Annotated in this window: 21 protein-coding genes and 1 tRNA gene; 11 read left to right on the top strand and 11 right to left on the bottom strand. The window is 64.6% G+C overall.

Translation table 11 applies throughout. From position 1 onward, the window contains the following. Positions 1–174: 174 nt before the first annotated feature. Entirely contained in the window at positions 175–1,272 is a 1,098-nt protein-coding gene (locus tag IE243_RS16830; RefSeq protein WP_191320559.1) for a linear amide C-N hydrolase, read from the bottom strand. Between the two features lie 225 nt (positions 1,273–1,497). Between IE243_RS16830 and IE243_RS16825 the strand changes: the two genes are divergently transcribed. Beyond that, on the top strand, positions 1,498–1,704 hold the full coding sequence (locus IE243_RS16825; RefSeq protein WP_191320558.1) for a hypothetical protein: 207 nt from the start codon (positions 1,498–1,500) through the stop codon (positions 1,702–1,704). A gap of 117 nt (positions 1,705–1,821) precedes the next feature. Here the strand turns inward: IE243_RS16825 and IE243_RS16820 are convergent, their stop codons facing one another. Beyond that, complete coding sequence (locus tag IE243_RS16820) at positions 1,822–2,325, bottom strand: hypothetical protein (protein ID WP_191320557.1); 504 nt, start codon at positions 2,323–2,325, stop codon at positions 1,822–1,824. A gap of 489 nt (positions 2,326–2,814) precedes the next feature. Between IE243_RS16820 and IE243_RS16815 the strand changes: the two genes are divergently transcribed. Beyond that, the gene (locus IE243_RS16815) at positions 2,815–4,023 is read left to right on the top strand and encodes an ABC transporter substrate-binding protein (RefSeq protein WP_191320556.1); all 1,209 of its coding nucleotides are present in this window, start codon (positions 2,815–2,817) and stop codon (positions 4,021–4,023) included. Positions 4,024–4,487: 464 nt separating this feature from the next. Here IE243_RS16815 and IE243_RS16810 read toward each other — a convergent pair. Then, positions 4,488–4,563: transfer RNA gene (locus tag IE243_RS16810), tRNA-Ile, on the bottom strand. Between the two features lie 360 nt (positions 4,564–4,923). Next, positions 4,924–5,682 (bottom strand): carbonic anhydrase, encoded by a 759-nt coding sequence (locus IE243_RS16805; RefSeq protein WP_191320555.1) that lies wholly within the window; start codon positions 5,680–5,682, stop codon positions 4,924–4,926. Positions 5,683–5,786: 104 nt separating this feature from the next. Here IE243_RS16805 and IE243_RS16800 point away from each other — a divergent pair, with 104 nt between their 5' ends. Together IE243_RS16800 and IE243_RS16795 are read left to right on the top strand one after the other, a co-directional pair. Next, the gene (locus IE243_RS16800) at positions 5,787–6,077 is read left to right on the top strand and encodes a hypothetical protein (protein WP_191320554.1); all 291 of its coding nucleotides are present in this window, start codon (positions 5,787–5,789) and stop codon (positions 6,075–6,077) included. Positions 6,078–6,249: 172 nt separating this feature from the next. After that, positions 6,250–6,543, top strand: coding sequence for a TehB family protein (locus tag IE243_RS16795; protein ID WP_191320553.1), 294 nt, complete (start codon positions 6,250–6,252; stop codon positions 6,541–6,543). A 337-nt stretch (positions 6,544–6,880) separates the two neighbouring features. Here IE243_RS16795 and IE243_RS16790 read toward each other — a convergent pair whose 3' ends face one another. Next, on the bottom strand, positions 6,881–8,107 hold the full coding sequence (locus tag IE243_RS16790; protein WP_191320552.1) for an adenylate/guanylate cyclase domain-containing protein: 1,227 nt from the start codon (positions 8,105–8,107) through the stop codon (positions 6,881–6,883). Positions 8,108–8,300: 193 nt separating this feature from the next. Further along, complete coding sequence (locus IE243_RS16785) at positions 8,301–9,533, bottom strand: MFS transporter (RefSeq protein WP_191320551.1); 1,233 nt, start codon at positions 9,531–9,533, stop codon at positions 8,301–8,303. Between the two features lie 244 nt (positions 9,534–9,777). Between IE243_RS16785 and IE243_RS16780 the strand changes: the two genes are divergently transcribed. The 6 genes from IE243_RS16780 (at position 9,778) to msrA (ending at position 14,823) form a co-directional block, all read left to right on the top strand. Continuing rightward, entirely contained in the window at positions 9,778–10,077 is a 300-nt protein-coding gene (locus tag IE243_RS16780) for a hypothetical protein (RefSeq protein ID WP_191320550.1), read from the top strand. A gap of 61 nt (positions 10,078–10,138) precedes the next feature. Further along, positions 10,139–10,942, top strand: coding sequence for a meso-2,3-butanediol dehydrogenase (budC, locus tag IE243_RS16775; RefSeq protein ID WP_191320549.1), 804 nt, complete (start codon positions 10,139–10,141; stop codon positions 10,940–10,942). Then, entirely contained in the window at positions 10,939–11,364 is a 426-nt protein-coding gene (locus IE243_RS16770) for a helix-turn-helix domain-containing protein (RefSeq protein ID WP_244643236.1), read from the top strand. Before budC ends, IE243_RS16770 begins: the two co-directional genes overlap by 4 nt. Positions 11,365–11,589: 225 nt before the next feature. Further along, complete coding sequence (locus IE243_RS16765) at positions 11,590–12,444, top strand: hypothetical protein (RefSeq protein WP_191320548.1); 855 nt, start codon at positions 11,590–11,592, stop codon at positions 12,442–12,444. Between the two features lie 456 nt (positions 12,445–12,900). Further along, the gene (locus IE243_RS24125; RefSeq protein ID WP_505661114.1) at positions 12,901–13,917 is read left to right on the top strand and encodes a DUF6662 family protein; all 1,017 of its coding nucleotides are present in this window, start codon (positions 12,901–12,903) and stop codon (positions 13,915–13,917) included. A gap of 252 nt (positions 13,918–14,169) precedes the next feature. Further along, on the top strand, positions 14,170–14,823 hold the full coding sequence (gene msrA, locus IE243_RS16755) for a peptide-methionine (S)-S-oxide reductase MsrA (protein ID WP_191320546.1): 654 nt from the start codon (positions 14,170–14,172) through the stop codon (positions 14,821–14,823). A 180-nt stretch (positions 14,824–15,003) separates the two neighbouring features. Here the strand turns inward: msrA and mepA are convergent, their stop codons facing one another. Beyond that, on the bottom strand, positions 15,004–15,921 hold the full coding sequence (gene mepA / locus IE243_RS16750) for a penicillin-insensitive murein endopeptidase (RefSeq protein WP_191320545.1): 918 nt from the start codon (positions 15,919–15,921) through the stop codon (positions 15,004–15,006). Positions 15,922–16,124: 203 nt separating this feature from the next. Between mepA and IE243_RS16745 the strand changes: the two genes are divergently transcribed. After that, positions 16,125–16,478 carry a DMT family protein gene (locus IE243_RS16745; RefSeq protein ID WP_191320544.1) on the top strand — a complete coding sequence of 118 codons (354 nt, stop codon included), beginning with the start codon at positions 16,125–16,127 and terminating at the stop codon, positions 16,476–16,478. A gap of 49 nt (positions 16,479–16,527) precedes the next feature. On the opposite strand, the gene IE243_RS16740 is transcribed toward IE243_RS16745, so the two are convergent. The 4 genes from IE243_RS16740 to IE243_RS16725 form a co-directional block, all read right to left on the bottom strand. Beyond that, positions 16,528–17,496 (bottom strand): magnesium and cobalt transport protein CorA, encoded by a 969-nt coding sequence (locus IE243_RS16740; protein WP_191320543.1) that lies wholly within the window; start codon positions 17,494–17,496, stop codon positions 16,528–16,530. Positions 17,497–17,727: 231 nt separating this feature from the next. After that, complete coding sequence (locus IE243_RS16735) at positions 17,728–19,566, bottom strand: response regulator (protein ID WP_191320542.1); 1,839 nt, start codon at positions 19,564–19,566, stop codon at positions 17,728–17,730. Beyond that, positions 19,556–20,419 (bottom strand): CheR family methyltransferase, encoded by an 864-nt coding sequence (locus IE243_RS16730; protein WP_191320541.1) that lies wholly within the window; start codon positions 20,417–20,419, stop codon positions 19,556–19,558. Before IE243_RS16730 ends, IE243_RS16735 begins: the two co-directional genes overlap by 11 nt. After that, the gene (locus IE243_RS16725; RefSeq protein WP_210319885.1) at positions 20,416–23,511 is read right to left on the bottom strand and encodes a response regulator; all 3,096 of its coding nucleotides are present in this window, start codon (positions 23,509–23,511) and stop codon (positions 20,416–20,418) included. The genes IE243_RS16730 and IE243_RS16725 overlap by 4 nt, the downstream gene beginning before the upstream one ends. Positions 23,512–23,714: the final 203 nt, after the last annotated feature.

Here is a 23,714-nt window from a genome sequence, read left to right as displayed (position 1 = left end):
AACCGCGAAGACATCCCGAAGCGATTGCAGCGAAATCTGGTTGCCGCCAACGCCCCGTTTCCTTGATTGTATGTTTTTGCGCGCTGCGCGCGCCACCCTTCAGGAAAACCGCGGGTGGCCCTTTCTCCAAAATATTTCGGGCGCGCGCGAGTCACGGTAGCGGCCAGAGCCGCGTCATTCCCCGGTGAGAAAGACGAAGGGCGGCGCCTTGACGAACTGGCCGGAGACCTCGCCGCTATACACCTCGCCCTTGTCCAGATTGAGCTTCAGGCTCGGCGCCCCCGGCTTCAGGTCCAGCTTGTTCAGGTCGACCCAGAAGGTGTTCGGACGGGTGGCGGAGTCGAAGAAATAGACCAGGTTGGTCTGGTCCGAGGCGGTGCGCCAGATGGTCGAGGAGATATTGGGCTGGTCGGGGGTGGTGATGCCAAGCGGCACCGACACCGCCCGCATCAGGCTCACCACCTGGGCCCGGGCCTGATTGGCGAAGCTCTGGCCCGGAACGCCGGCCATATATTGCGGGGAGGGCGCTTTCGGCAGCGACTCCAGCAGGAAGGACGCGCGGGCGAAGCGGTCTGCGGCGCGGTTGGTGCCCGGCAGGAAAGTCAGGCCGCCGATTTCTTTCCAGTAGGCGTTGAGGGCCAGTTGTTTGTCGTAGGCCGGCGAGTTGGTCATCACCGTGTACTGGCGACCGTGGTGGATGACCAGCTTGCCGCCAATGTATTCGAAGATGGCGGAATCGCCGCTGGCGTCGGAAATGGACAGGTGCAGCGTCGCCTTCGCTCCATTGGGCGCGTCGGGCGTCAGCAGCGAAAAATCCTCGCGCGCCAGCGCCTTGACGGTTTCATCGACGGTGGCGAAATTGTCGAGCACATATTGCGCCCAGGCTGCAATCGTCAGCTTCTTGCGGCCGGCTTCCACCGGGCCGTATTCGGACTCCGCCAGATACAGCAGATTGGCGACGAGGCCTTTTTCATTGAGTCCGTCCGTCGTGCCGATGTTGTAGCCGGCGGCGATGACGCTTCCGTAACGCGATGTCCAGGTCAGGGCGTCGGCGGCTTTGGCGCCGCGCCGCGCCATGCCGGCGGGAAACACGTGCAGGTTGGTGTGCATGTCCTCCTTCCAGTCCATGTTGCGGCCGGTGATGACGGTCTTGTCGTCGCCCACATACAGGGCGCGCGTGCAGGCCCTGGCGGCGCCAGGCAGAACGCTGGCGGCGACGCCGAGGACAATGCTGGCGGATACGGTGGCGGTGAGAAGGCGGGAAAAGCGCATTTGTGACATCCCGGCAGGCTCGCGGACAGGAAGGGTGCTGGCGCACCATAGCCATTGCGCCGGCGGGCGCCAGATACAGATTGGGGGGCTGCCCGGTTTCAGGGCCGACCGCATGTTGTGTCGCGCGCCAGGCTGCATGGCGTGGCGGATACGGGATGCGCGAGGCTTGCATGATCGCGCCGGCGCCCACATCTTGGAAGGATCAGCTTCAATGGAGGAACGCCAATGACTTCCAATGTCGCAGAACGTGGACTGTACAAGACCAGCGATGGCTGGGTGCAGGTTGTCGCGGGCGAGCAGCTTCGCCGCATCCGGGCGCAGGCCTATATCGCCAGTGGCGCGCAGCCGCCCCTTGAGCTGCTTCCTCTCCGTAATCCTGAGCCACAGGATCACGAGGCGAAGGCAGCCGGCCGCCGGGAGTACACGCACTAACGTCGCGATCGGGCGGACGGTCGGGGAGCGTCAGCTTCACCGGCGCCATCTGTTTGTGACGGACGTTTTGCCCTGAGACGCTGCTTCCCTTCCCATGGCAGCGTGGGTGTTTGCGCGTCAGTTGGCGGCTGTTCGACCGGAGGGGGCTGGGCGAACAGCACGCCTGTATTGAATGCGCCCTGCAAGGCGCAATCTGGACCGCGCGGGCTGATTCAACGCCCCCGGGAGGCGGCCGGACGGGCCGCGGGTTTTTTGACCGCCGGCTTTTTGGCGACTGGCGTTCGGGTTGCGGTTGCGCGCGCTGCAGGCTTTCGGGCAGGTGATTTCGCTGCGGCGGCCTTTGGCTTCGGCGCGGTCGCCCTGGTAGCCGTGGTTTTTACCGCCGTGGTCGTGGTCTTGCGCGCTGGCGCTTTCGTCGCTGTAACCCGCGCCGCCGTGGTTTTGCTGACGGCCGGTTTTTTCGGCGCTGCGCGAGCCGCCGTCGCCGTTGTTGCGCGGCTGGCCGGTTTGGCTGCCGGCGCCTTCGCCGCTGGAGCCTTCGCCGTGGCGCGGGTTGTGGACTTCCGCGCGGCGGCGGTCGCCTTCTGCGGCTTCAGAAGAAAAACCATATGATGTCTCCATGTGTATTGTTTGTGCGCGGTGGCATCGCGCAGGATGAATATTGATGTGAGTTATAAATAATAAGTAAATATGAACCATATCCTGCGGATATGTCGATTTTTTATAATATTCATGAAGGAGTCATCGGATAAATACTGAAGTCCGGGTTGGCGTTTTTCGGAATTTATTCGTTGCGTATCGACCGGCAGGCTTGCGAGAGCGCCAATCTCGCGCCGGACAATGGCCGACAAGCCATTGCGCCGCGCGGATAAATATGCCGTGGCGTGCGGTGAGTTTTGCGCGCGGCAGTACTTCAGTCCCGTTTGAATATTGTGGTGACTCCCGGGTCCCGCGCCCAGATCGAGATGACTGATTCAAGTATATTTTAGTGGCGCGCCCCTCGTTTCGTCCTAGGCTGTGTATGTGCGACGGCGATGCCCGCGCACGACAGGTAAAGCAATTGACAAAAAATCTGACGCGAAGACGTCGGGGTTACAGGAAGGAAACGACATGACGTGGGCGACAAGAGGCGCTCTGGCGGCAGCAGTGTTGTGCGTGCTGCATGCGGGCGCCGCCATGGCTGAGAAGAAGTACAGCCCCGGCGCGACGGATACGTCGGTGAGGTTGGGGCAGACCATGCCCTATAGCGGGCCTGCGTCCGCCTATGGCACGCAGGGACGGGCGGAAGTCGCCTATTTCAACATGTTGAACGCGGCGGGCGGCGTTAATGGCCGCAAGGTGGAGCTGCTGTCGCTCGATGACGCCTACAGCCCGCCGAAAACGGTGGAGCAAACCCGCAAGCTGGTCGAGTCGGAGCAGGTTCTGGCGCTGGTGAATTCCATCGGCACGGCGACGAACGCGGCCGTGCAGCGTTACCTCAATACCAAACAGGTGCCACAGCTGCTGGTTTCCACCGGCGCCACGCGATGGAACGACCCCACCAAATTCCCGTGGACCACACCGGGTTTCGCCTCATACTCGTTTGAGGGGAAGGTCTATGGCCGGCATATCGCCGCCACCACGCCCAACGCGAAAATCGCCATCCTCTGGCAGAACGACGATGCCGGCCGGGACTATGTCAGCGGCTTCAAGGAGGGCCTTGGCGAGGCTGTCCGCAATGTGGTGAAGGAGGCCAGCTACGAAGTCACCGATCCCACGGTTGATTCGCAGGTGATCCAGCTGAAAAGTTCCGGCGCCGATACGCTGTTCATGATGGCGACGCCAAAGTTTGGCGCCCAGGCCATTCGCAAGATCGCCGAGATCGGCTGGAAGCCGGCTTTCTATGTCGCCTCGGTCGCTTCGTCGCGCGTCCAGACCCTGCAGCCGGCAGGTCTGGATAACGCCAGGGGCATCGTGACCGCAACGGCGCTGAAGGATCCCAGCGACCCCGTGTGGGCCAACGATCCGGCGGTGCTGGCCTACCGGAAGTTCATGCAGGACTGGTACAAGGAAGGCGACCCGCTCAATAGCGGCAATGTCTTCGGCTATACCGTGGCCCAGACCGTGGAGCACATCCTGCGCAACGCCGGTGACAATCTCACCCGCGAGAATGTGCTGAAACAGGCAACCACCATCAAGAACCTGGCGCTGCCCATGTATCTGCCTGGCGTGGTCATGAACGTGTCGCCGACCAACTACACCACGGTGAACGCCCTGAGGCTGCAGCGCTTCGACGGCAACCGTTGGGTAGTGTTTGGCGAGCCCATCGCCGTCGAATGAACTGGCTCCCTGGCTCCTGCGCGGCTTCAGCACGGGCCTCCCGTAACGTCGCCGGCCCCTGATCGATTTCACCAGCTGGAGCGTTTCCGGTGAGCCTGGCTCACGGGATGCGCTCTATCGCTTTGGTCAGGCCCGCTTCCGTTGCGAATGCGGAGTTCACTTTTCTCAAAAATGCTCCGGCGACGGCAAGGTCACCAGCCAACTCGCCGTCCCACAAGCGGCGGCAGCCGCCGTGGCCAATGTTGCAGGCTGGCGGTGGCGTTGAGGCGAGCTGTCGTTGCGCTGGGCGGTGACGTCGCTCCGCCGCATCCAGGCGCCAATACGTCGGAGCAGAATAGCTGACAACCCTCAGCGCCGGAGAGCCGGGCCTCTCCAGGAGCAGGGGGCCCGCTCCACAGATCAACACCGGTCCAGGCATCAACATGCTCCGGACCGTTTCCGGTTTTCTGCTCCATGAGGGAATTTGGTGGGCCCGGCAGGACTCGAACCTGCAACCAGACCGTTATGAGCGGTCGGCTCTAACCATTGAGCTACAGGCCCTTCCGTATACTTTCAATGCCCTGGATCAAATGCTGTTGCCGCTTGATCCAGCCTGGCGCAGATATGGCACAGAAACGACGGAATCGGGTGTCGCCACCAGAGGCGTTCATGCCACGCCGCCAGGCTGGCGGCAACATCCCCTTACGTTCGACGCTTGGGTGAGGCGAACGAGGTCGTGGGGGCCGTAAACGCTCCCAGCCCCGATCGTCACCGCTCCGCGCCTGCTGGCGAACGCCCGCAAGTCTTCTCCAACTGTCTTTGCCTGAGCGCTTTCCGGTCAGCCGGAATCGGCTGACCGGTCAGAATTCGCTCAAACAAGGAAAACTGGAGCAGTTTGCGATCCAGATTGATCGAAAACTGCTAGTTCAGCCGAAGCAGGAAGCGCCGGTTCATGGCCTGGATTGGCCGCGCGTTCATGGGGAAAATGGCCCGGAACGCGTCAATGTCCGCCTGCGCAACCTCGACTGGAGCAGCCAGCACGTTCCAGTCCACGACTTCCGAGCATGGCGGCGTGGTGAGCGACCCTTCATAGCGATAGACGCTGCGCGCGTGCGGCAGCAAGCCTGCCGGATCCAGCGCCCCATCGAGCGCCTGTGCGCCGGCGGCTTTTGGCGCTGTGGCCATGATCTTCGCAAAGGCAGGGTTCACCTGCCCGGGAACAAGAAACACGCCCAGCACCAGCAGGCTCCCATCCGCTTCGGCGTGGACGAAATGGGCTTCCATGGCGCTGCGCTTGCCAGCCACCGCATGCTCGCTGGGCGCATGAAAGTGGAACTGTCTGAGCATGTAGGTCTTGCCGCCTATCGTCGCCGCGCCCGCGTCGCCTGCGACATCGGCCTGGATGGTGTGGCCGTTGTTCGTCACCCTGAACGCGTCCGGCTTCCATGCGAGGGCGGGGCCGGCGCCCGCCGCCGTAACTGCGCCATCGAGATCCACCGGCGATTGCTGGTTGCCGACGGAGCAGGCGGCAAAGCCCTGTTCGAGCGAACCCCACCGGGCGGGTCCGCCGTGGCCTTCATAGCTCCAGTGGGGAGAGCCGCTCTCCGCGGCTCGCGCCACGCCGGCGCAGATGGGGCACACGGATAACGCGGCAAGCAGGGCGCGGCGGGTAAAAGCCATGATGTTCTCCAGAACCCAAAAGTTGTCCGCCGCTATTATATCGCGCGCTGCGAGTTTAAGCGCCTCCCAATACGAAATGTTCTTTCAACCAGGAGCGGCCAGCCATGCCGCGCTTTGCCTCATGGGCGTTATCCTTGGTTTTTGGTTTCAGTAATAATTCAACGCAATTCTCCCATGGAACTTCTGTAATATTCATTGGCTCAAAATTTTCGCGGAGCTTTGACGGCATAACGTTTTCCGCTCTGGCCACGGAATATGCAGGCGATATGCCAAATGTCGTATTATCCATTGAAATGGACTGCCTGACCACGCCGAAGTTCTTTGGCCGCCATGCCTGCGGTGCGCCTGATGCGGGATCGCTTGCCAGAACAGATTTCCGGGCCTGCCCATGGTGATTGGGCGCAGGAGGCGAACGTTCCTGCCGCAGATGCGCTCAACACGATCACCGCAATTCGATGAGCCGCCGCAAGGTCGTGGCGTCCTCCCTCTGCTGACGTAAGATAGAATTGATATCATGCTCATGGGCGGTGTGTCGCCAGAAGCGGAGCGGGCTGGGAGGATTGGTCCATGGCAGGAATTCCAGCGATATTGCCCGCCGGTCTGGAGCCGTATGCACGTTCCCCCGACTTCACGCCTGAGAACCTTCCGGTAAAATTACAGGCTGCTCACGCGACGAAGGCCGGCGCCTGGGGCCTCCTGCACGTGTTGTCGGGTCGTGTGCGATATTGTCTGGAACCCCCGGATGCAGTGGAGGTCATCGCATCGGCAGGAGAGATGGTCGTGATTGAGCCGCAGGTCGCGCACCACGTAAGCTTCGTTGAGCCGGGCTGCTTCTTCATCGAGTTTTACCGGGCTTCATGACGACGCCCCATGGTTCGGTTGGACTGGTCGGGTCTACCGGAAGCCGGGGCTGAAGCGAGGGCAGCCAGCAGGGGATTGGCCGGCCGGAGACGCCCGTGGGACTGGTGCGGCATATGCTGGAGGTCGCGAAAGCGGCTTGTCGCGCCGCCAGTGCATGGCGTGCATGGCGATGCGGCGGCCTGGCTCCGCGCCGGACCCCGTTCTGACGGGGCCGGATGGCGGGCGGGAAGCAAAACGGTTCTTCAGTCCCGGGGAAACCTGTCCATGCGCCAGTTGCCCGGATCCTGGGCGGGTTATCGCCGGGTTCATGCATACGCCGGCAGCGCCCGGCGCGCTTTCATGGGCGATAGACCTTGATTTCATCGGGTATGCCCTTCAACGCGAAGGTCCCCACCAGCTCAAACATGCCCCAGAGCTGTTCGGTCAGGGCCGCGGACATGATCAGCGGCTCGCCCAGCGCCTTGTTGAGGCCTGCGAGCCGGCTGGCGACGTTGACGTCGCGGCCGATGACCGTGAAGTCGAGGCGCGCGCCGGAGCCGACATTGCCATAGGCCGCTTCGCCATGATGCAGGGCGATGCCGGTGGCGATCGTCTGGTCAGGATGGGAGGCGTTCCATGCTTCCAGCCGCGCCAGCGCCGCCCGGGCGGCGTCGAGCGCCGCCTGGGCGGCGCTGCCGGCGTCATCGCCGCGGTCACGGAAAATCGCCAGCAGGCCATCGCCAAGATACTTCAGCACCTCGCCGCCTTCGGCTTCGATTGGCGGCACGATGCAGTCGAAATAGGCGTTGAGCAGGTCGACGGTCTGCTCCGGGGTCAGCGATGACGAGCGCTGGGTATAGTCGCGCATGTCGGCGAACAGGATGGCGGAACGGATGCGCGTGACATGCCCGCGTCGCACGTCGCCATCCAGCACCAGCCGGTGCGGTTCATCGCCGATATAGGTGCGGAGCAGCTGGTGCACGGCTTCGTAGCCGGCATAAATTTCCAGCACCGCCTCGATGGTCGGGGTCAGCGCATGCAACAGGTTGATGTCGCCGTCGCTGAATCCTCCCGGCGCCCGGGTGGCGAAACTGACGCCATTCTTGTGCCCGTTGGCGAACAGCAGCGGCGCGCAAAAATAGTGCGTGTAACCCTGGGCGCGCAGGTCAGGCACAATGCCGAAACGCTCGTTGGGAGTCTCGTCCATGCGAAAGCTGATGGCCGCGCGGGCGCGGTGCGCCGCCGCGAAGGGGATTTCCTCGTAGACCTTTTCTGAAAAATCGCTGTAGGCGATGGCCTCGGCCTCCAGGCCTTCGGCGCGCTTCCACTCCATGGCCATCGCGGCCTGCTCGGCGTGCAGCGTCTGCAGCACAAGCATGGCCCTGTCCACGGGAATATCAGCCTCAGCCAGCCGTTCGCACAGCCCGGCGACAATCAGCTTGAGATCGGAAGCATTGCGTCCGTCGGTCAGCAGCCAGTCACGGATGGCGAGGCCACGCGAGAGCATGGCCTCGTCCATTTCCAGCCAGGAAACGCCGGTGGCGCCTGGCTGCATGGCGGAAACGGGCGGAGTGTCAGCGCTCATGACCGCTTTCGGCCCTCCAGGCCCCGGCGCCGCGCGGCCACGTCGCGTCGCAGGCCGGCGGGACCATATCGCTTTCCGTCATTGAGCCCCTGCGTCGGTCATGGTGACGGGGCCATGGCCGGGCCGAGCACGATACAACCTCGCCGCGCCGCGTCAAACCGGCCGCGTCACGGCGCGCCACCCAGTCGCCGCATCATGCTCTTGCGAAGGCCTGGCGCTCCCCGCCACGCTGGCGCATCAGCAGGAACAGCACGATGGCGCCATTGAGAAGGTTGAACGCAAGCCCGTTGAGGAAGGCGATCTGATACGAGCCGGTCATGTCAAAGATCCGGCCGGACATCCAGCCGCCAAGCGCCATGCCGATCACGGTGGCGAGAATCAGCAGGCCGACCCGGCCGCCGGCTTCCTTCACCGGAAAGTATTCGCGCACGATGATGGCGTAGCTGGGCACGAGACCGCCCTGGAACAGGCCGAAAAGCGCCGAGATGACATACAGCGACGTCAGGCTGTCGAACATCAGATACAGCGCCAGCGCCGTGCCCTGGGCGATGGAGCTGAGGAACAGGGCGCCGAGACCGCCGATCCGGTCGGCGATGTAGCCGCAACCGATGCGGCTGATGATGCCGCAAGCCAGCATCAGTGACAGCATTTCCGCCCCCCGCGCCACGCCATAGCCCAGATCGCCGCAATAGGCGACGATGTGCACCTGCGGCATGGCCATGGCCACGCAACAGCCAACGCCAGCCACCGCCAGCAGGGTTTGCAGCCGCCCTGGCGAAACGCCCAGCGCCTGTTGCGGCTCGGCGTAGGTCTGGACGACGGACGCGCCCGCCGTGGCGGCGGCGACGTCCACCGGCGCGCGCCGCCGCAACAGCAGCGTCAGCGGCAGCATGGTCGCGGTGCAGAAAATGGCGATGCCGATGTGCGTGGCGCGCCAGCCCCACATGTTGATGGCGCGTTCAACAACCGGCGGCCAGAAGGCGCCCGCCAGATAGTTGCCGGAGGCGCAGATGGCGACAGCGAGACCACGCCGCTTGAAAAACCAGCAGGAAATATCCGCGACCAGAGGGCCAAAACAGGCGGACGAGCCAATGCCGATCATGGCTCCAAAAACAATGGCGAAACTGACGATGCCTGGCGTCAGGGTGGTGAGCACATAACCCAGGCCCATGATGACGGCGCCCAGCGCCAGGGGCGGCATGATGCCGACGCGGTCAGCCAGCCGGCCAAACGCCACGCCGCCAACGCCAAAGCCCAGCATGACCATGGTGAACGGCAGGGACGCCGCCGCGCGGTCGACGCCAAACTCCGCCTGAACCGACGGCAGGGCGACAACCACGGACCACATGCCGACGCCGCCAACCATGCTCAGCAGAACTGCCGCAAAAAGGCGTCGCCACGCAACGCCGCCGTCTATTTCGCTCATGCCCCTGCGCGTTCCCGGCTCTCGCGCCTCTGTCCGGAGCGGCGATCTGGCGCCCGCCGGCAGGCGCATTTCCCCCACACGAAAAATTATTCTACCAGGCTGGCCGGGCGTGCGCCATTGCTTTCAGTGCATGCGGCAGGGCCTGTTTCGCATGTAGCGGGGGATTTTGCCTCCTGGAAGCGGCGAGAGCTTCCGGAACGTCGTCGCCTGTGATCCAGTTGGCGATCGGCCGGTTTCGGCGGCCATGAAGGTCTGGCGGCTCACGCCGGAGCAGCGGGGGCGACGCATGTTGCGCATGTGGGTTATCTGGGTTGTCGCCAGCGCGGTCATTGGCGTGGCCATCGGCTTTCGCGCCGGCGCGCGGGTGGCCGTGATCGCGGGTCTCGCCATTGGCCTGTGCGCCTTCGCCATCAACGCCCTGCAGGGCGACGCGCTGGTTTCCGCCTTCTGGTCCATGGCGGCGGCGGGCGGCGGCCTTGTCGCCGGCGGTCTGCTGGGCGGCGCCGTCATGGTCATGCTGGGTGGTCGCGACTCCGGCGCCTGACCGGCCCGGGCGATGAGAATGACAGACTCCGGCGAGCCGGAGCGCAACAAGGGATGGAAACATGCAGACGGATCAGGGCCGCGTCATCATTGTCACTGGCGCGGGCTCCGGGATTGGCGCGGCTACGGCGGCGCGTTTCATCACCGCCGGCGATCGGGTGGCGCTGCTTGACCGGGATGAGGAAGCGCTGGCGCGCCAGCTCGGGCGCCACGCAGGCGCGGCGGATCGCGTGATGGCCCAGCGCGTCGACATGGCGGTTTCCGCTGATGTGGACGCCGCCGTCGATGCGGTGGTCGCCCGGTTTGGCGCGGTGGACGTGCTCGTCAACAATGCTGGCATTGGCGGCTTCGGACATGTCGACCGTCTGCCCGATGAGAAGTGGCGGCAGGTGTTCGCCGTCAACGTGGACGGCGTGTTTTACGCCAGCCGTCGCGCCTTGCCGCACATCATCGCCCGGCGCGGCAATATCGTGAACATCGCTTCCATTTCCGGCACCGGCGGCGATCATGGCTTCGCAGCCTACAATGCCTCGAAAGCAGCGGTGATCAACCTGACGCGGGCCATGGCGCTCGACCACGGCGGTGAAGGCGTGCGCGTCAACGCCGTGTGCCCCGGTCTGGTGCAGACGCCATTGTCGCAGCAGCTGTGCGAAACGCCCGAGGTGGCCGCGCGCTATATGGAGGCGATCGCCCTCGGGCGGCTGGCGCAGCCGGAGGAAATCGCCGAGACCATCTTTTTCCTGGCCTCTCCGGCGGCGTCTTACGTTACAGGCGCAGCCCTTGTCGTCGATGGCGGCCTCACGTCCGCAACAGGCCAGCCCAATTTCACCCGCCTGCTTACCGGAGAGACCCGCACCGGGACATGACCTCAGGCGCGGCCATGGCCGGCCATGCCGATGATCCGGCAGGGCTGGCGAAACTGGCGGCTCTGGCCGCCAGCGGCTATGCTGGCCCATCTTCAGCATGGGGGAGAACGTCTGTGTTTGAAACCATCACTGGCGGGCAATGCGCCGCCGCGAGGGCGCTGACCCAGATTTCGGTCGAGGTGCTGGCCAGCCGCAGTGGGTTGGGCGCGGATCTCATCAGGAAATTTGAAGCCGGCTCGACGCCGCCTGACGTTCCAGGTCTGCGCGCCCTCCAGGCCGCGCTCGAAAGCTTTGGCGCCCACTTCATTCCGGAAGACGACATGGGCGTTGGCGTGCGGCTGCGCTTTACCAGCAGCCTGTCGCGCAAGGTCGCCGGCTGGGAGAATGAAGGCGGCTCGGTCGGCGATGACGACGTGCCCTGACCCGTCAGCCGCCCCTGTGAGCCGGGCGTGCTTCACCCCCCGGTTCGCCAGTTCAGGGCAACGGACGTAAACGGCCGGTAGTTGGCTGAGCCTCTCGCCCGCGCATCCCGACGGCGGCGACTGAGGCGCGCGTCGCCGCTCCGTGTCGCAGCTTGACAAATCACCCGACTGGAACAAATAAGGAACAGATGGCCGCTCCGGCCGGACATCCGCCCGGAGATGGCAATGGAGACGCTCTTGGGAGGCCTGCCCCTCGGAGATGCGTTCCTGGACGCCGATGATGCAGGGCCTGGCGCACGGGCGGCGCCCGTTCCCGGGCGGGGCCCTGCAGTCCACGGTGGTGGACGCGCCACTGTCGTCCGAAAAATCTGCGGCCCAACCGCATCGACCGGACAATGTGCCCACGCCGCCCTCGCATGGCGCGACGGGCGACGCCCATCGCTGTTTGGGGTCGCCGAACTGGACAACGTGGTGGCCGATGGCGGGCTTGCCCAGGGCGCGGTGCATGTGGTGGAGGCAGCCAGCGGCGGTCCGGCGGAAGAAATCGCCCGGCACATGGAAGCGGCGGCAGCGTTTGCAGCCGGCTTCGGCCACCGTTCCCGCGGCGACGCCTGCTGGCTCGGACCGCCCGCGGATCTGTTGGACCATGGCGCCATGGCGGCAGGGGGCGAGGGCGCCCTTCCCATGATTGAAACATGCTGGGACGGCAGGCCTGGCGTCAGCCTCGCGGCGGTTCCTGCGCGGGTCATGGTGCTGGATGTGCGGCGGGCGCACCGGCTGTCGTTGCCGGTCCGTCTTGCCCGGGCCGCCCTGAAACAGGGACGGACCGTCGTGCTCCTGATGCTGGACGCCGCCCGGGTCGCCGCGCTGCCTGAGTTTCCGCCCATCTGCTGGCGTATCGGTCAGGCGGATATGGACGCGGATGTCGCGCGGCGCCTCTGGCAAGTGGAGCTGACGCGTGGGGAGGCGGTGCGGCGCGTTCTGGTGAGTGCCTGCGACAGGGAGGGGCGGATGGTTGCTGCTCCCAGGTTGTCGGCGAATGGCGGCAAGGAAATGATGCGCCGGTTTGCCCGAGCCTGAGCTGCGCCTGACAGACCAGGCGCGCCCTCCAGCGCGGGCCTCTGGGGGGATGCATTCGCCCCGGCCCCTGCCGCCCGATGACGTTGCGGCCGGAACGCGTTTCGCATGCGGGCCGCATGGCGATCCATCTGGCTGTTGATGTGGTGTGGGCGGCTTCTGCTGGCGCTTGCGAGCGCCTGCCGCGTCGGGGCCTGTCAGTGATGGCGGCGTCGCGCTGTCTCCGGCAAAACGTCTGCCCTGGCGAAGCGCTGTGAATTTCCAGGTTCTCAAATGATATCATAACGATATGTCGGGCGCGCCTCCGATATGCGGATATGCGCGCGCCTCGGCGGCCCCTCCGCTCGCCGCGACCAGTTCCCAGGGAATATAGATTGCAATTGCAAATCGTTTGCAATTGCATATTATCGCGACGGCAAGCGCTGCTCTGGATTGCGCTGAAAAGGGGAGCGCCGGAGAATGTGGCCAATGGGCAAGGGGCCGAAAGAGATGGGATCAGGGGTGGGGCGGTTCGGGCGGATGATTGTGGCCGGCGGGGTATTGGCGACGGCGCCTGTAATTCAGGTTGGGCCCGTCCAGGCGGAAGAGACTGCCAGAGAGGCTGTGAAGAGCAGGGCGTGGCCTGGGCAGCTCAATGCAACGGGGCAACCAGAACGGGGGGGAGGGGCCTCAGTCCGCAGCGGAGATGAGCCGCTGGATACTGAGCATCTGTTTGGTTTTGCCGAGGGCTCCGATATTGGCCAGCCCGGCGAGCTTGAACTGGAAACCGAGACAACCGGGCGTTTTGGCAAGCGTCATGGCAGCTTTTCCGCCGTTGACGCGGCCATTTCGCTGAAAGCGCCGGTCACCCGGAGTTTTCGCCTGTCGCCGGGTTTTATCGTGTCGCGTTATGACATTCATGGCATGCCGGATCAGCCGGACCGCCACCGCACGGCGCTGGACGGCGCCTTTCTTGACATGCGTTTTCGCGTGCTGGACCGCGCCGCCGCGCCGTTTGGCCTGACCCTTGGCGTAACGCCAGGATTTGGCGGCGTCGAGCCGGGCACGGGTCTGCGATCACGTGAATACGGCGCCAGCTTCAAGGTGCTCATCGACCGGGAGATTATTCCCGGCCAGCTCATCGCCGCCCTTAACCTCACCTACGACATGGGCGTATCAAGGCCGCACGCCAGCGGCGTTGGCCGCGCATCGGGGTTCGACATCACCGGGGCCCTGTCGTGGCGCCTGGGGCCGGATGTGTTCGTCGGCGCCGAGGCGCGCTACGCCAGGGCATATGAAGGGCTTGGTCTCGATCGCTATGCCGGACAGGCGCTGTTTGCCGGGCCAACGCTCTATGTTGGGCTGGGCGCGCATCTGTGGGCGTCGGTGGCCTGGCACGCCCAGCTTGCTGGCGACGGCCGCCAGCATGCCGGGCATTTCGATCTGGACCAGTTTGAACGCCACCAGGTGCGCCTGCGCGTCGGCGGCCATTTCTAGCGACTGGATTCTGAATGGCGGTCCAGCAGATGAGGCCGGACGATTGTCAATATGCCGGAATGCTCCCCTCCACGGCGCTGGATCACCGCTTCGCTCCACAAACCAGGCTATCGCATTGATTCTGGCGTCCTGGCGCAGCAGATTTCCTCGTCAGGCTGACGCGCGGCTGATCGATTCCCATATAGGGGAGGGCGCTTCCCACAGCCGGAGTGATTGTCGGGATCGCTGACAGATTTTCAGGAGGTTGACGCCATGTTTTTTGGGCGAAAGAAAACCAGCCTGCCGGGGCCGGGGGAAGCCTTGCCCGGCCGCCAGACGCCGATTTCCACCAGCCAGCGCCATTTCGTCAGTGATGCGCCGCTGCATGGCCCGTGGCCTGGTCTGGCGCAGATCCAGCTTGGTCTTGGCTGCTTCTGGGGCGCCGAGCGGCTGTTCTGGAACCTCCCGGGCGTGGCCGTCACCGCTGTTGGTTATGCCGGAGGCGCGACGCCCAACCCGACCTATGAGGAGGTGTGCTCCGGCATGACTGGCCACACGGAGGTGGTGCTGGTTATCCATGACGAGAAAAAAATGCCCACCGCGGAACTGCTGGCGACATTCTTCGAGAATCACGATCCCACCCAGGGCATGCGTCAGGGCAATGACATCGGGACCCAGTATCGCTCGGCCATCTACGCGACAACGCCGGAGCAACTGGCCGCCGCCCGCGCCGTGCGCGACCAGTATCAGGGTTCCCTGAGCGCCGCCGGCTTCGGGCCGATCACCACGGAAATCCGTGATGCGCCGCCGTTCTACTACGCCGAGGACTATCACCAGCAGTATCTGGCGAAAAACCCTGGGGGCTATTGCGGCATTGGCGGCGTTGGCGTCGCTTGCCAGCGCGGCGTCGGCGTGGCGGCTGGCTGAGCCCGTGGTCCGTTCCGACATTCGCGTTCCTCCGTGCGGGGACGAATGCCGGAACAGGGACTTGGCTGGCGTTCCGTTGATTTCCCGGCGGCGTCCGTGCCTATGACATGCGCTCCTGGCGTGACGCCAGCCAGGGCGCATCGGTCAAATTTCGCTGCACCAGCGTCGCCACGCCGCCCCTTACGGCGCCTGCAACACCGCCTGACACGCTGGCGGCAGGTCGGCCATGGTCAGCGCGCGCGGCGGCTTGCCGGGCGGGCGTGGTTTGGGATGCAACACTTCCGGCCTGAACCACCAGTCCAGCTCCTTGCCGCAGCCATCGCCAGGCGGCGGCGGCGGCTGGTTGCGGCAGGCGTCGCCGCTGTTGCAGCTCAGGCGCACGTGGAAGTGGTAGTTGTGTCCCCACGTCGGCCGGACCTTGCGCAGCCATGCCCGGTCGGCGCCGGCGTCGCGGCACAACGCTTTCTTGATCGCCGGATTGACGAATACGCGGGCCACATGCGGGCTGGAGGCGGCGAGCTTCAACAGTTGCACATGGCTGGCGCTGTAGGTGCGCGGGTCGATGTCCAGCTTGTCCTTGCGCACCAGGTCGGTGGAGGAAACTTCCTCGCGCTCGGCTGCGGAATAGACGCGACCGGTCATCGGTCGCAGCCAGATGTCCGCCTCAATGCCCAACTGGTGCGAGGCGTGCCCTGTCAACATGGGACCGCCGCGCGGCTGCGCCATGTCGCCGATCAGGATGCCCTGCCAGCCGGTGACGCTCGCGGCGTCGGCGGAGAATTTTTGCAGGAACCGCACCAGACGCGGTGTGCCCCAGCTGCGGTTGCGCGACAGGCGCATCACCTGCCAGGTCTCGCCGGTGTTCGCCATCTGCACGCCGCCGGCGTAGCAGCCGCGGGAGTAAAATCCGATGGCGTGACCGGCGCCAGGCGCCGCCGTCGTCACTTGCCCGAACAGCCGCCGCGCGGCGTCAGGCGGCAGGGTTTTGAGGGCCTGGGCGCGTCTGGCGGCTTCCTGACGCGCGTTTTCCTGGGCCATGGCGGGGCTGGCGATCAGGGCGGCTCCGGCAATGGCGAGGCAAATCAGTTGCTTCCACATGCGGAAAAGGTCTCACAGTGATGCGGCGCGGACAACCGCGCTCCTGGGCATTCTCGGGAAAAGGGAAATCCGATTCGGATTAAGAAAGTATCCCGGATCAAATGGATGGCGCGGAGGCGGGCTGGCGGATTTCCGGTTTGCAGATATTGCGCATCAGGCGATGGATCAGTATCGGAGCAGGCGGATATCTGATTGAGGCCCGCATGAGCCTGCTGTCGCCCGCCGTTCTGCCCATCCTGCTGTTGCTGGCCTCCAACGTCTTCATGACGACGGCCTGGTATGGCCATCTGAAGTTCCCTGGCGCGGCGTTGCCGACGGTGGTGCTGGTGTCCTGGGGCATTGCCCTGCTGGAATACTGTCTGGCCGTGCCCGCCAACCGCATCGGCCACGCCGTCTACAGCGCCGCCGAACTCAAGACCATCCAGGAGGTGATCTCTCTGGTGGTCTTCGCCGGCTTCTCCGTGGCCGTGCTCGGTGAGCGCCTGACTCTCAACCACGCCGTTGGCTTTGTCCTGATCGCCCTTGGCGCCCTGTTCGTTTTCAAGGGACCACTATAGGCGCCTCATGACGGGTGCCCGAGGCGACGCCATCTTGCCGGAAAACGCCCTATAGCCAGCGCGCCCGCTTGAAGCGCAGGTAAAGCAGGCCGCACAGGCTCAGGATGATGGAGATCACGACGAAGTAGCCGTACTCGGTCTGCAACTCCGGCATGTTTTTGAAGTTCATGCCATAGATGCCGGCGATCGCCGTCGGCACGGCGAGAATGGCGGCCCAGGCGGCAAGTTGGCGGGTAATTTCGCTCTGGCGTTGCTGTTCAAGCAGATTGCTCGCCTCAAAAACCGACGTCAGGATTTCCCGCAGGCTGGCGACCCGGCTTTCCACCCGCGTCACATGGTCATGCACGTCGCGAAAATAGGGCCGCGCCTGTGGATCAATCGACGGCAGCTCCAGATGCGCCAGCTTGCTGCACACCTCCGACATGGGGCCGAGAATGCGCTGGAAGCGGATCAACTCGCGGCGCAGCGTGAACAGGCGGCTGACTTCGCTCCGGCCGATGAAGGAGTCGAGCATCCGCTGCTCCATCGCCAGGACTTCTTCCTCAATGTTCTCAACGATCGGCAGATAGCCATCGACGATGAAATCAAGGATGGCGTGCAACACATAGTCCACGCCCTGCTGCAGCAGGGCCGGCGCCGCTTCGAGCTGGTGGCGCAGCTCGGTATGGGCGCGGGCCGAACCATGGCGCACGCTGATCAGATGGTCGCGGCTGACGAATATGTCCGTTTCGCCATAGGAGATGCGGTCGCCGTTCAGATGCGCGGTGCGCGCCACGACAAAAAGCTGGTCGCCGAACACCTCGACCTTTGGAAGTTGATGCGCCTTCAGCGCGTCTTCGACGGCGAGAGGGTGCAGGCCGTAATTTTCCTGCAACAGGCGCAGTTCATCCTCGTTCGGCTCGTGCAGGCCAATCCAGACAAACTCCGAACGGTCGCTGGCGCACATGGCCGGCTGGTCGAGCGGGACGGGGGTGACCGGGCGGCCATGACGGTAGAGGTAAGCGGCGACAACAGTCATGCGGATTCATTCCAGGCGAACGCCAGCAGGCGGTTTTGACGCCACGTGGGGTTCTCAGGCGCCCGAGTGTCCGGAAGACCGGTTGTGTATTGGTTAAGGCGTTTGCCCCACGGAACGGGAGCTGCCCCGGCCAGGCGAGGGCTGGCCTGCATGACCATGCGGAAGCCCGTCGCGAATCGCGCGGTTCCCCCATGGTCAGGTCATGTCTCCCTGTCGGGAGCCGCGCCGGTTCTATACGGTCTCAGGCCTGCGGTTCGCCGATGCTGTATTGCGCAGGGAGCGGAGGACCGAGAACAGGACCTCCGGACGGAACGGCTTTTCGACTACCGGCGTATCCGGGAAATCCTGCGGCAGGTGGGCGCGTCCGTAACCTGAAACAAAACAGAAGGGGATGTTGCGCCCGGACAGCGCAATGGCGACCGGATCAACCGGCTTGCCGCAGAGGTTGCCATCCAGGACGGCGAGATCAATGTCCCCGGTTTCCGCAACCGCAAGCGCGTCGCTGACCGTAGCGGCGATGGCGACGATCTCCGCGCCGGCCTCTTCCAGTTCACTGCTGAGATCAAAGGCAATGAGCGGCTCGTCCTCGACAACAAGAATGCGGCAGCCATCAAAACCGCCATCGTCCGGCAGCGGCGCCGGCGGGGTTCGCGCCGGCAGCGGCGCCGCCGCCACGTGGGTGACGCCGTCGGACAGGCGGATGGTCCAGATGACGCCGGCCGGTCGCCACTCCACCGAGATGGCGTCGGGATCGGCGCCCGCGCCAGAGCGTATCAGCGTGGAGCCGAAGCCGGCGCGTTTGGGCGGCGTGACGGGCGGGCCGCCGCGCTCCTCCCACTGCAGCTCCAGGCCATCGCCAAGCCGGCGCCAGCTGATCAGCACCTCGCCGGCCGGCGCCGAGAGCGCGCCGTATTTGGCCGCGTTCGTGCCCAGTTCGTGCAGGCTCAGCGCCATGCGCAGGGTGTTCTCGGGCGACAGCTCCACCTTGGGGCCATGCAGATGCACGCGGTCCCGATCGAGCGTTCCCGCCTGAAACTGGTCATGGACCAGCTGGTCGAGCAGGGTGCTGGACCAGGTGGCGTCCGACAGGATGGCGTGGGCGCGCGACAGCGCCTGCAGCCGGCCGCCAAAACTTTGCTCGAAGGAGCCCAGGCTGTCGCTTTGCCGCAGGGTCTGGCGGGCGATGGCCTGAACGTTGGCCAGGGTATTCTTGATGCGGTGGTGGAGCTCGCCAATCAGCAGCGTGCGCACCTTCTCGGACCGGTGGCGCTCACTGACGTCGAGAATCTGCAGCGACAGCGACAACTTTCCGGTGATGGGATCACGCAGGACCGAGCCGTAAATCTCGCAATGAATGTTGGCGCCATCCGGCCCAAGAGCGTTGGCTTCGGCGGCGTAACGCGGCGGCACGTCAGCCTCTGGCCGCAACCATCCGCGCAGTACATCCAGTCCTTCCGGCGCCAGCCAGGCGATCTCGCCGGCGAGGCGGCCGGCGACCGCCTCCGCGCTGCGGCCGAACATCCGCTCCGCGCCAGCCGACCAGGCGAGAATGGTCAGGGCGCTGTCGATCTCCACATAGGCCAGAGGGGAGTTATCGGCGTGCGCTTTCAGCCGGGCGATCGCCAGGTCCCGGTGGCTGGCGATGGCGCGCAGCTCATCGCGCTGCCGCTCCAGATCGCGCGCCTGCTGGCCGATCCGGAAAAACACCTCGGCCTTTGACTTGAGCACCAGCGGATCGATGGGCTTGAAAATATAGTCCACCGCGCCGGCTTCATACCCCCGGAAGCGACGGGTGTCGTCCCGTTCAGCGGCTGTAACGAAAATGATCGGCACGCGGCGCGTGCGCTCGGCGCCGCGCATCAGCTCCGCCAGTTCGTAGCCATTGGTTTCCGGCATGTGCACATCGAGAAACGCCAGCGCATAGTCATGGACCAGCATCAGCTCCAGCGCCTCCGGGGCCGATGACGCGTGGTGAATCTCAAGCCCCTCCCGCTGCAACAGCGCGTCCAGCGCCAGCAGGTTCTCGGCGACATCGTCGACAATCAGGAAGCGGATGGGATCAGCGGGCATGGGTCACGTCCTCGCTTGCCGTGCGACGCCAGATACGCTCGCGTTCATTGAATGGGGCCCAGGCGGCGGATGAGGCCGAGAACCGCAGTGTTTCATGGGCGCCGAGTCCCAGAAATCCGCCGCGCACCAGAGCGTCAGAGAACAGTCCCAGCGCCCGATCCTGGAGCGCTGCGTTGAAATAAATCAGTACGTTGCGGCAGGACACGAGATGCACCTCGGAAAATACCTGGTCCGTGGCGAGATTGTGCTCGGAGAACACCGTCCGACTTCTCAGGCTCCGGTCGAAAACGGCGTGACCATAGCCTGCCGTATAGTAATCTGAAAGGGAGGCCTTGCCGCCGGCCTGCTGGTAGTTGGTGGAGAAGCCAGAAATACGGTCAATGTCGTAAATCCCCGCAGAAGCCTTGTTCAGGGCGCGCCGGTTGATTTCCGTAGCGTAAAACAGCGTGCGCCCGAACAGCCCCTCCTCATGGAAGAGGATGGCGAGCGAGTAGAGCTCTTCCCCATTGGCGCAGCCGGCGACCCAGACCTTCAGCGACGGAAAGGTCCGCAGGTGCGGAATCACCTCCTCACGCAGCGCCAGATAGTAGCCAGGATCGCGGAACAGCTCGCTCACCTGCACCGTCATGGCGTCGAGAACCTGCGGCAATACCGCTGGCTCGTGCAGGACCCGCTTCTGCAGATCCGAGATGGTGTCGCAACCCAGGCGCTCCCGCGCCAGCTCTGCCCGTCGCAGCAGCGAGGCGCGGGAATAGGAGCGGAAGTCATAGTGGTAACGCCGGTAGAGCGCTTCCAGAAACAGCTCCAGCTCCACCGGCTCCACGGGCGGCGCTGTCATCGGGCCTGCGGTCATCGCGACATCCACACGCGCGTGAGCGACAGCAGCTTGTCGACGTCGATGGGTTTGGGAATGTAGTCGTTGGCGCCCGCGGCAAGGCAGATGTTCTGGTCCTCAACCATCGCCTTGGCCGTCAACATGATGATCGGCAGGTTGGCCCAGCGATCCAGTCTGCGGATCTCGCGGGTTGCCGTCAGGCCGTCCATTTCCGGCATCATCACGTCCATCAGCACCAGGTCGACGCCCTGCGCCCCGTCCGCCACGCGTCCAAGCGCCTCCAGCGCCTCCCGGCCGTTGCGGGCGACCTGGACCTCGACGCCGTGCGGCTCAAAGATGCCGGTCAGGGCGTAGACGTTGCGGATGTCGTCCTCCACCACCAGGATCCGGCGTCCTTCCAGTATGGAATCGCGGTTGAGGGACACCTTCAGCATTTCCCGCTGACGCTCCGGCAACCCCGCCACCACCTGATGGAGGAACAATGTCACCTCGTCGATCAGGCGCTCCGGCGATTTGGCTCCCTTGATGATGATGGACCGCGAATAGCGGCGCAGTCGCAGTTCTTCGGCTTCACTCAGGATGCGCGCCGTGTAGACGATGACCGGCGGGAATGACGCCGCGTCATCTGCGTCGAGCTGTTCAAGCACGTCAAACCCGGAGGCGTCGGGCAACGTCATGTCCAGCACGATGCAGTCAAACGTCCCCGCCCGGCACGCGGCCATCGCCTCCGCTGCTGTCGCCGCGCCAACGGTTTCCACCTGGTCGCTGGCCAGCAGGGCCTTGAGGCCGGCAAGCTGCGCGGGATCATCCTCGACGATCAGGACGCGCCGGGTCCGTTGCTCCAGCCGCCCTTCAAGCCGCTGGATGGTTTGCGACAGCTCATCGCGGTCGACGGGCTTGAGCAGATAGCTCATCGCGCCCTGGGCCATCGCCTCGCGCATATGGTCGCCCGCCGAGACGACGTGAATGGGAATGTGACGGGTCTGGATGTTGCGTTTCAGCCTGTCGAGAACGGAAAGTCCGGAATGATCGGGCAATCCCACATCAAGGACGATGGCCTGAGGCAGGTAGCGTTGCGCCGCGTTCACCGCGTCTTCGGCGCGATCGACCACGATGCAGCGGAACTCAAGGTCGCGCGCCAGATCAAGCAGAATCCGGGCGAACGCCGGATCGTCCTCGACCACCAGCATGACGCGATCGCTGTCCTGGATGAGGGCGCGATCATCCTCCACGCCGGCCATGCAGCCGATGGTCGTGGTTTCGCCTGGCGCGGCTTCCGGCATGGCGACCGGAAGCTGTGGCGGCGGCGGCGTTCCGGGAGCAGCCGCGCGTCGGCGCACCGCGCTGTTTTCCGGGAAGCGGCGCGGCAGGATCAGGGTGAAGACGCTGCCGGCTCCAGGCGTGCTTTCGAGCGTGATGCGTCCGCCAAGCAGATCAGCCAGCTCGCGTGAGATGGACAGACCGAGGCCGGTGCCGCCATACCGGCGCGATATGGCTCCATCGGCCTGGCGGAAGGCCTCGAACACGCCCTGCTGGTCCCCGTCCTTGATGCCAATCCCCGTATCGCGCACGGCGAATGAGACGCCGTCCCCGACCGCCGAGACCCGCAGCGACACGCTGCCGGAATGGGTGAACTTGATGGCGTTGGAGAGAAAATTGCGCAGGATCTGTTCAAGCCGGGCCGGGTCCGTTTCAATGGTCTCGATCTCGCCGGCCACATCGACGTCCAGCGCCAGCCCCTTGTTCTTCGCCTGCATCTCGAAACTGCGGAGCAACTTGTTGGCGACGCCCCCGGGAGAAACCGGCATCGGCGCAACGTCAAGCTTTCCCGCCTCGATCTTTGCCAGATCAAGAATATCATTGATCAGCGTCAGCAGATCCTGACCGGCGCCAGTGATGGTCTGCGCCCACTTCACCTGTTCGCTGGACAGGTTGCCGGTGCGGTTTTCTCCAAGCAGCCGCGCCATGATCAGCAGGGCGTTCAGCGGGGTTCGCAATTCGTGCGACATGTTGGCGACGAATTCCGACTTGTAGCGGCTCTCCTGGGTCAGCTGGTCGGCCTGGTCAGCCAGCTGGCGCCGTGAACGCACGAGGGCGTCGCGCTGCTCCTCCAGTTGCTGCGTCTGGGTTTCGAGACGGGCATTGCTTTCTTCCAGCGCGGCCTGCTGTTGCTCAAGCTGTTCGCGGTTTTGCTCCAGCAACTGGGTCTGCTCTTCAAGCTCTTCGTTGGACGCCGCCAGCTCCTCGGTATGGCTGCGCAATTCCTCGGTCTGCCGACGGGTTTCCTCAAGCAGTTCCTGAAGCTGTTTGCGGTAACGGGCGGAGCGCAGGGCCACGCCGATGCGCTCCGGCATGCTTTCGAGCAGGCGGCGCACGCGTTTGGCCGGCTCCGCGTCAAAGCCCAGCTCCATGACGCCATTGACCTGCGCGCCGTCATGGGTTGGCACGATGATGCTCCAGGCGGCGCGACCGCTCATCAGCCCCGAGGTCCACGCGAGCTGCGCATCTTCAACGCCGCGAATGTCGACCAGCGCATTGCTGTCGATCGCCCGCCAGAGGTGGCCCGATCCGGGTTGCACTTCTGATGGAAGCCGCGCGACGTCGGCTCCCCAGCTCGCAACCTGCAGCAGCCCGGTGGCCGAGCGCGCATAGATCACGCCGGCGCGGGCCCGCGTGGACTGACACAGGGCGCTCAGAAATTTTTCTCCGGCCTGTTCGGCTGAAAGATCGCCCTGAAGCGCCTGCGCCGCTTTCACCTGGCCGGTTTGCACCCACGCCCAGGCGGCGGTGGCCTGACGGCCGCGGATCAGGAAATATCCGGTGACGCCCATCGTCGCCATCATCAACCCGCCCATCGTGCGGTTGATGACGGCGATGTGCGGGTCGACGCCAGGGATGGCGACGAAATACCCAACAACAATGGCGACAAGGACCAGGGCGGTGACGATTGGCGCAAGGATGGCGCGGGTGGCCATGAAGGTCAAAGCGAGTGGAAGCGCGTACAGCGCCCAGATCGCGGCGCCGAGAGGCACTTCGACGTCCACCAGAAACGTCGCGACGATTGCTGCAAGCGCCGCGATCGTGATTGTCAGGTTCTTCCGATAGGTCAAGGCGCTCACTCATACACAATTTCTGATGACGACCCTGCGGGATCAGCAGGGGCGCCTGGGCGTCCGCCGGGATGGGGGAGGGTGCGTCGCATGGACGTCATCGGAAGCGAAAGGCCTGCGGAACACGCGGTTTTCTGGACAAAGTCCGTGAAATTGACCAACTGGCCAAGGTGTTCATCAACATGTCCGGAAGCCCAACCCCT

It is taken from the genome of Camelimonas fluminis (assembly GCF_014656355.1).
Lineage (GTDB): Bacteria > Pseudomonadota > Alphaproteobacteria > Rhizobiales > Beijerinckiaceae > Camelimonas > Camelimonas fluminis.
The sequence above is the reverse complement of the archived record's forward strand: the minus strand, read 5'-3'. Positions and strand labels throughout refer to the sequence as shown.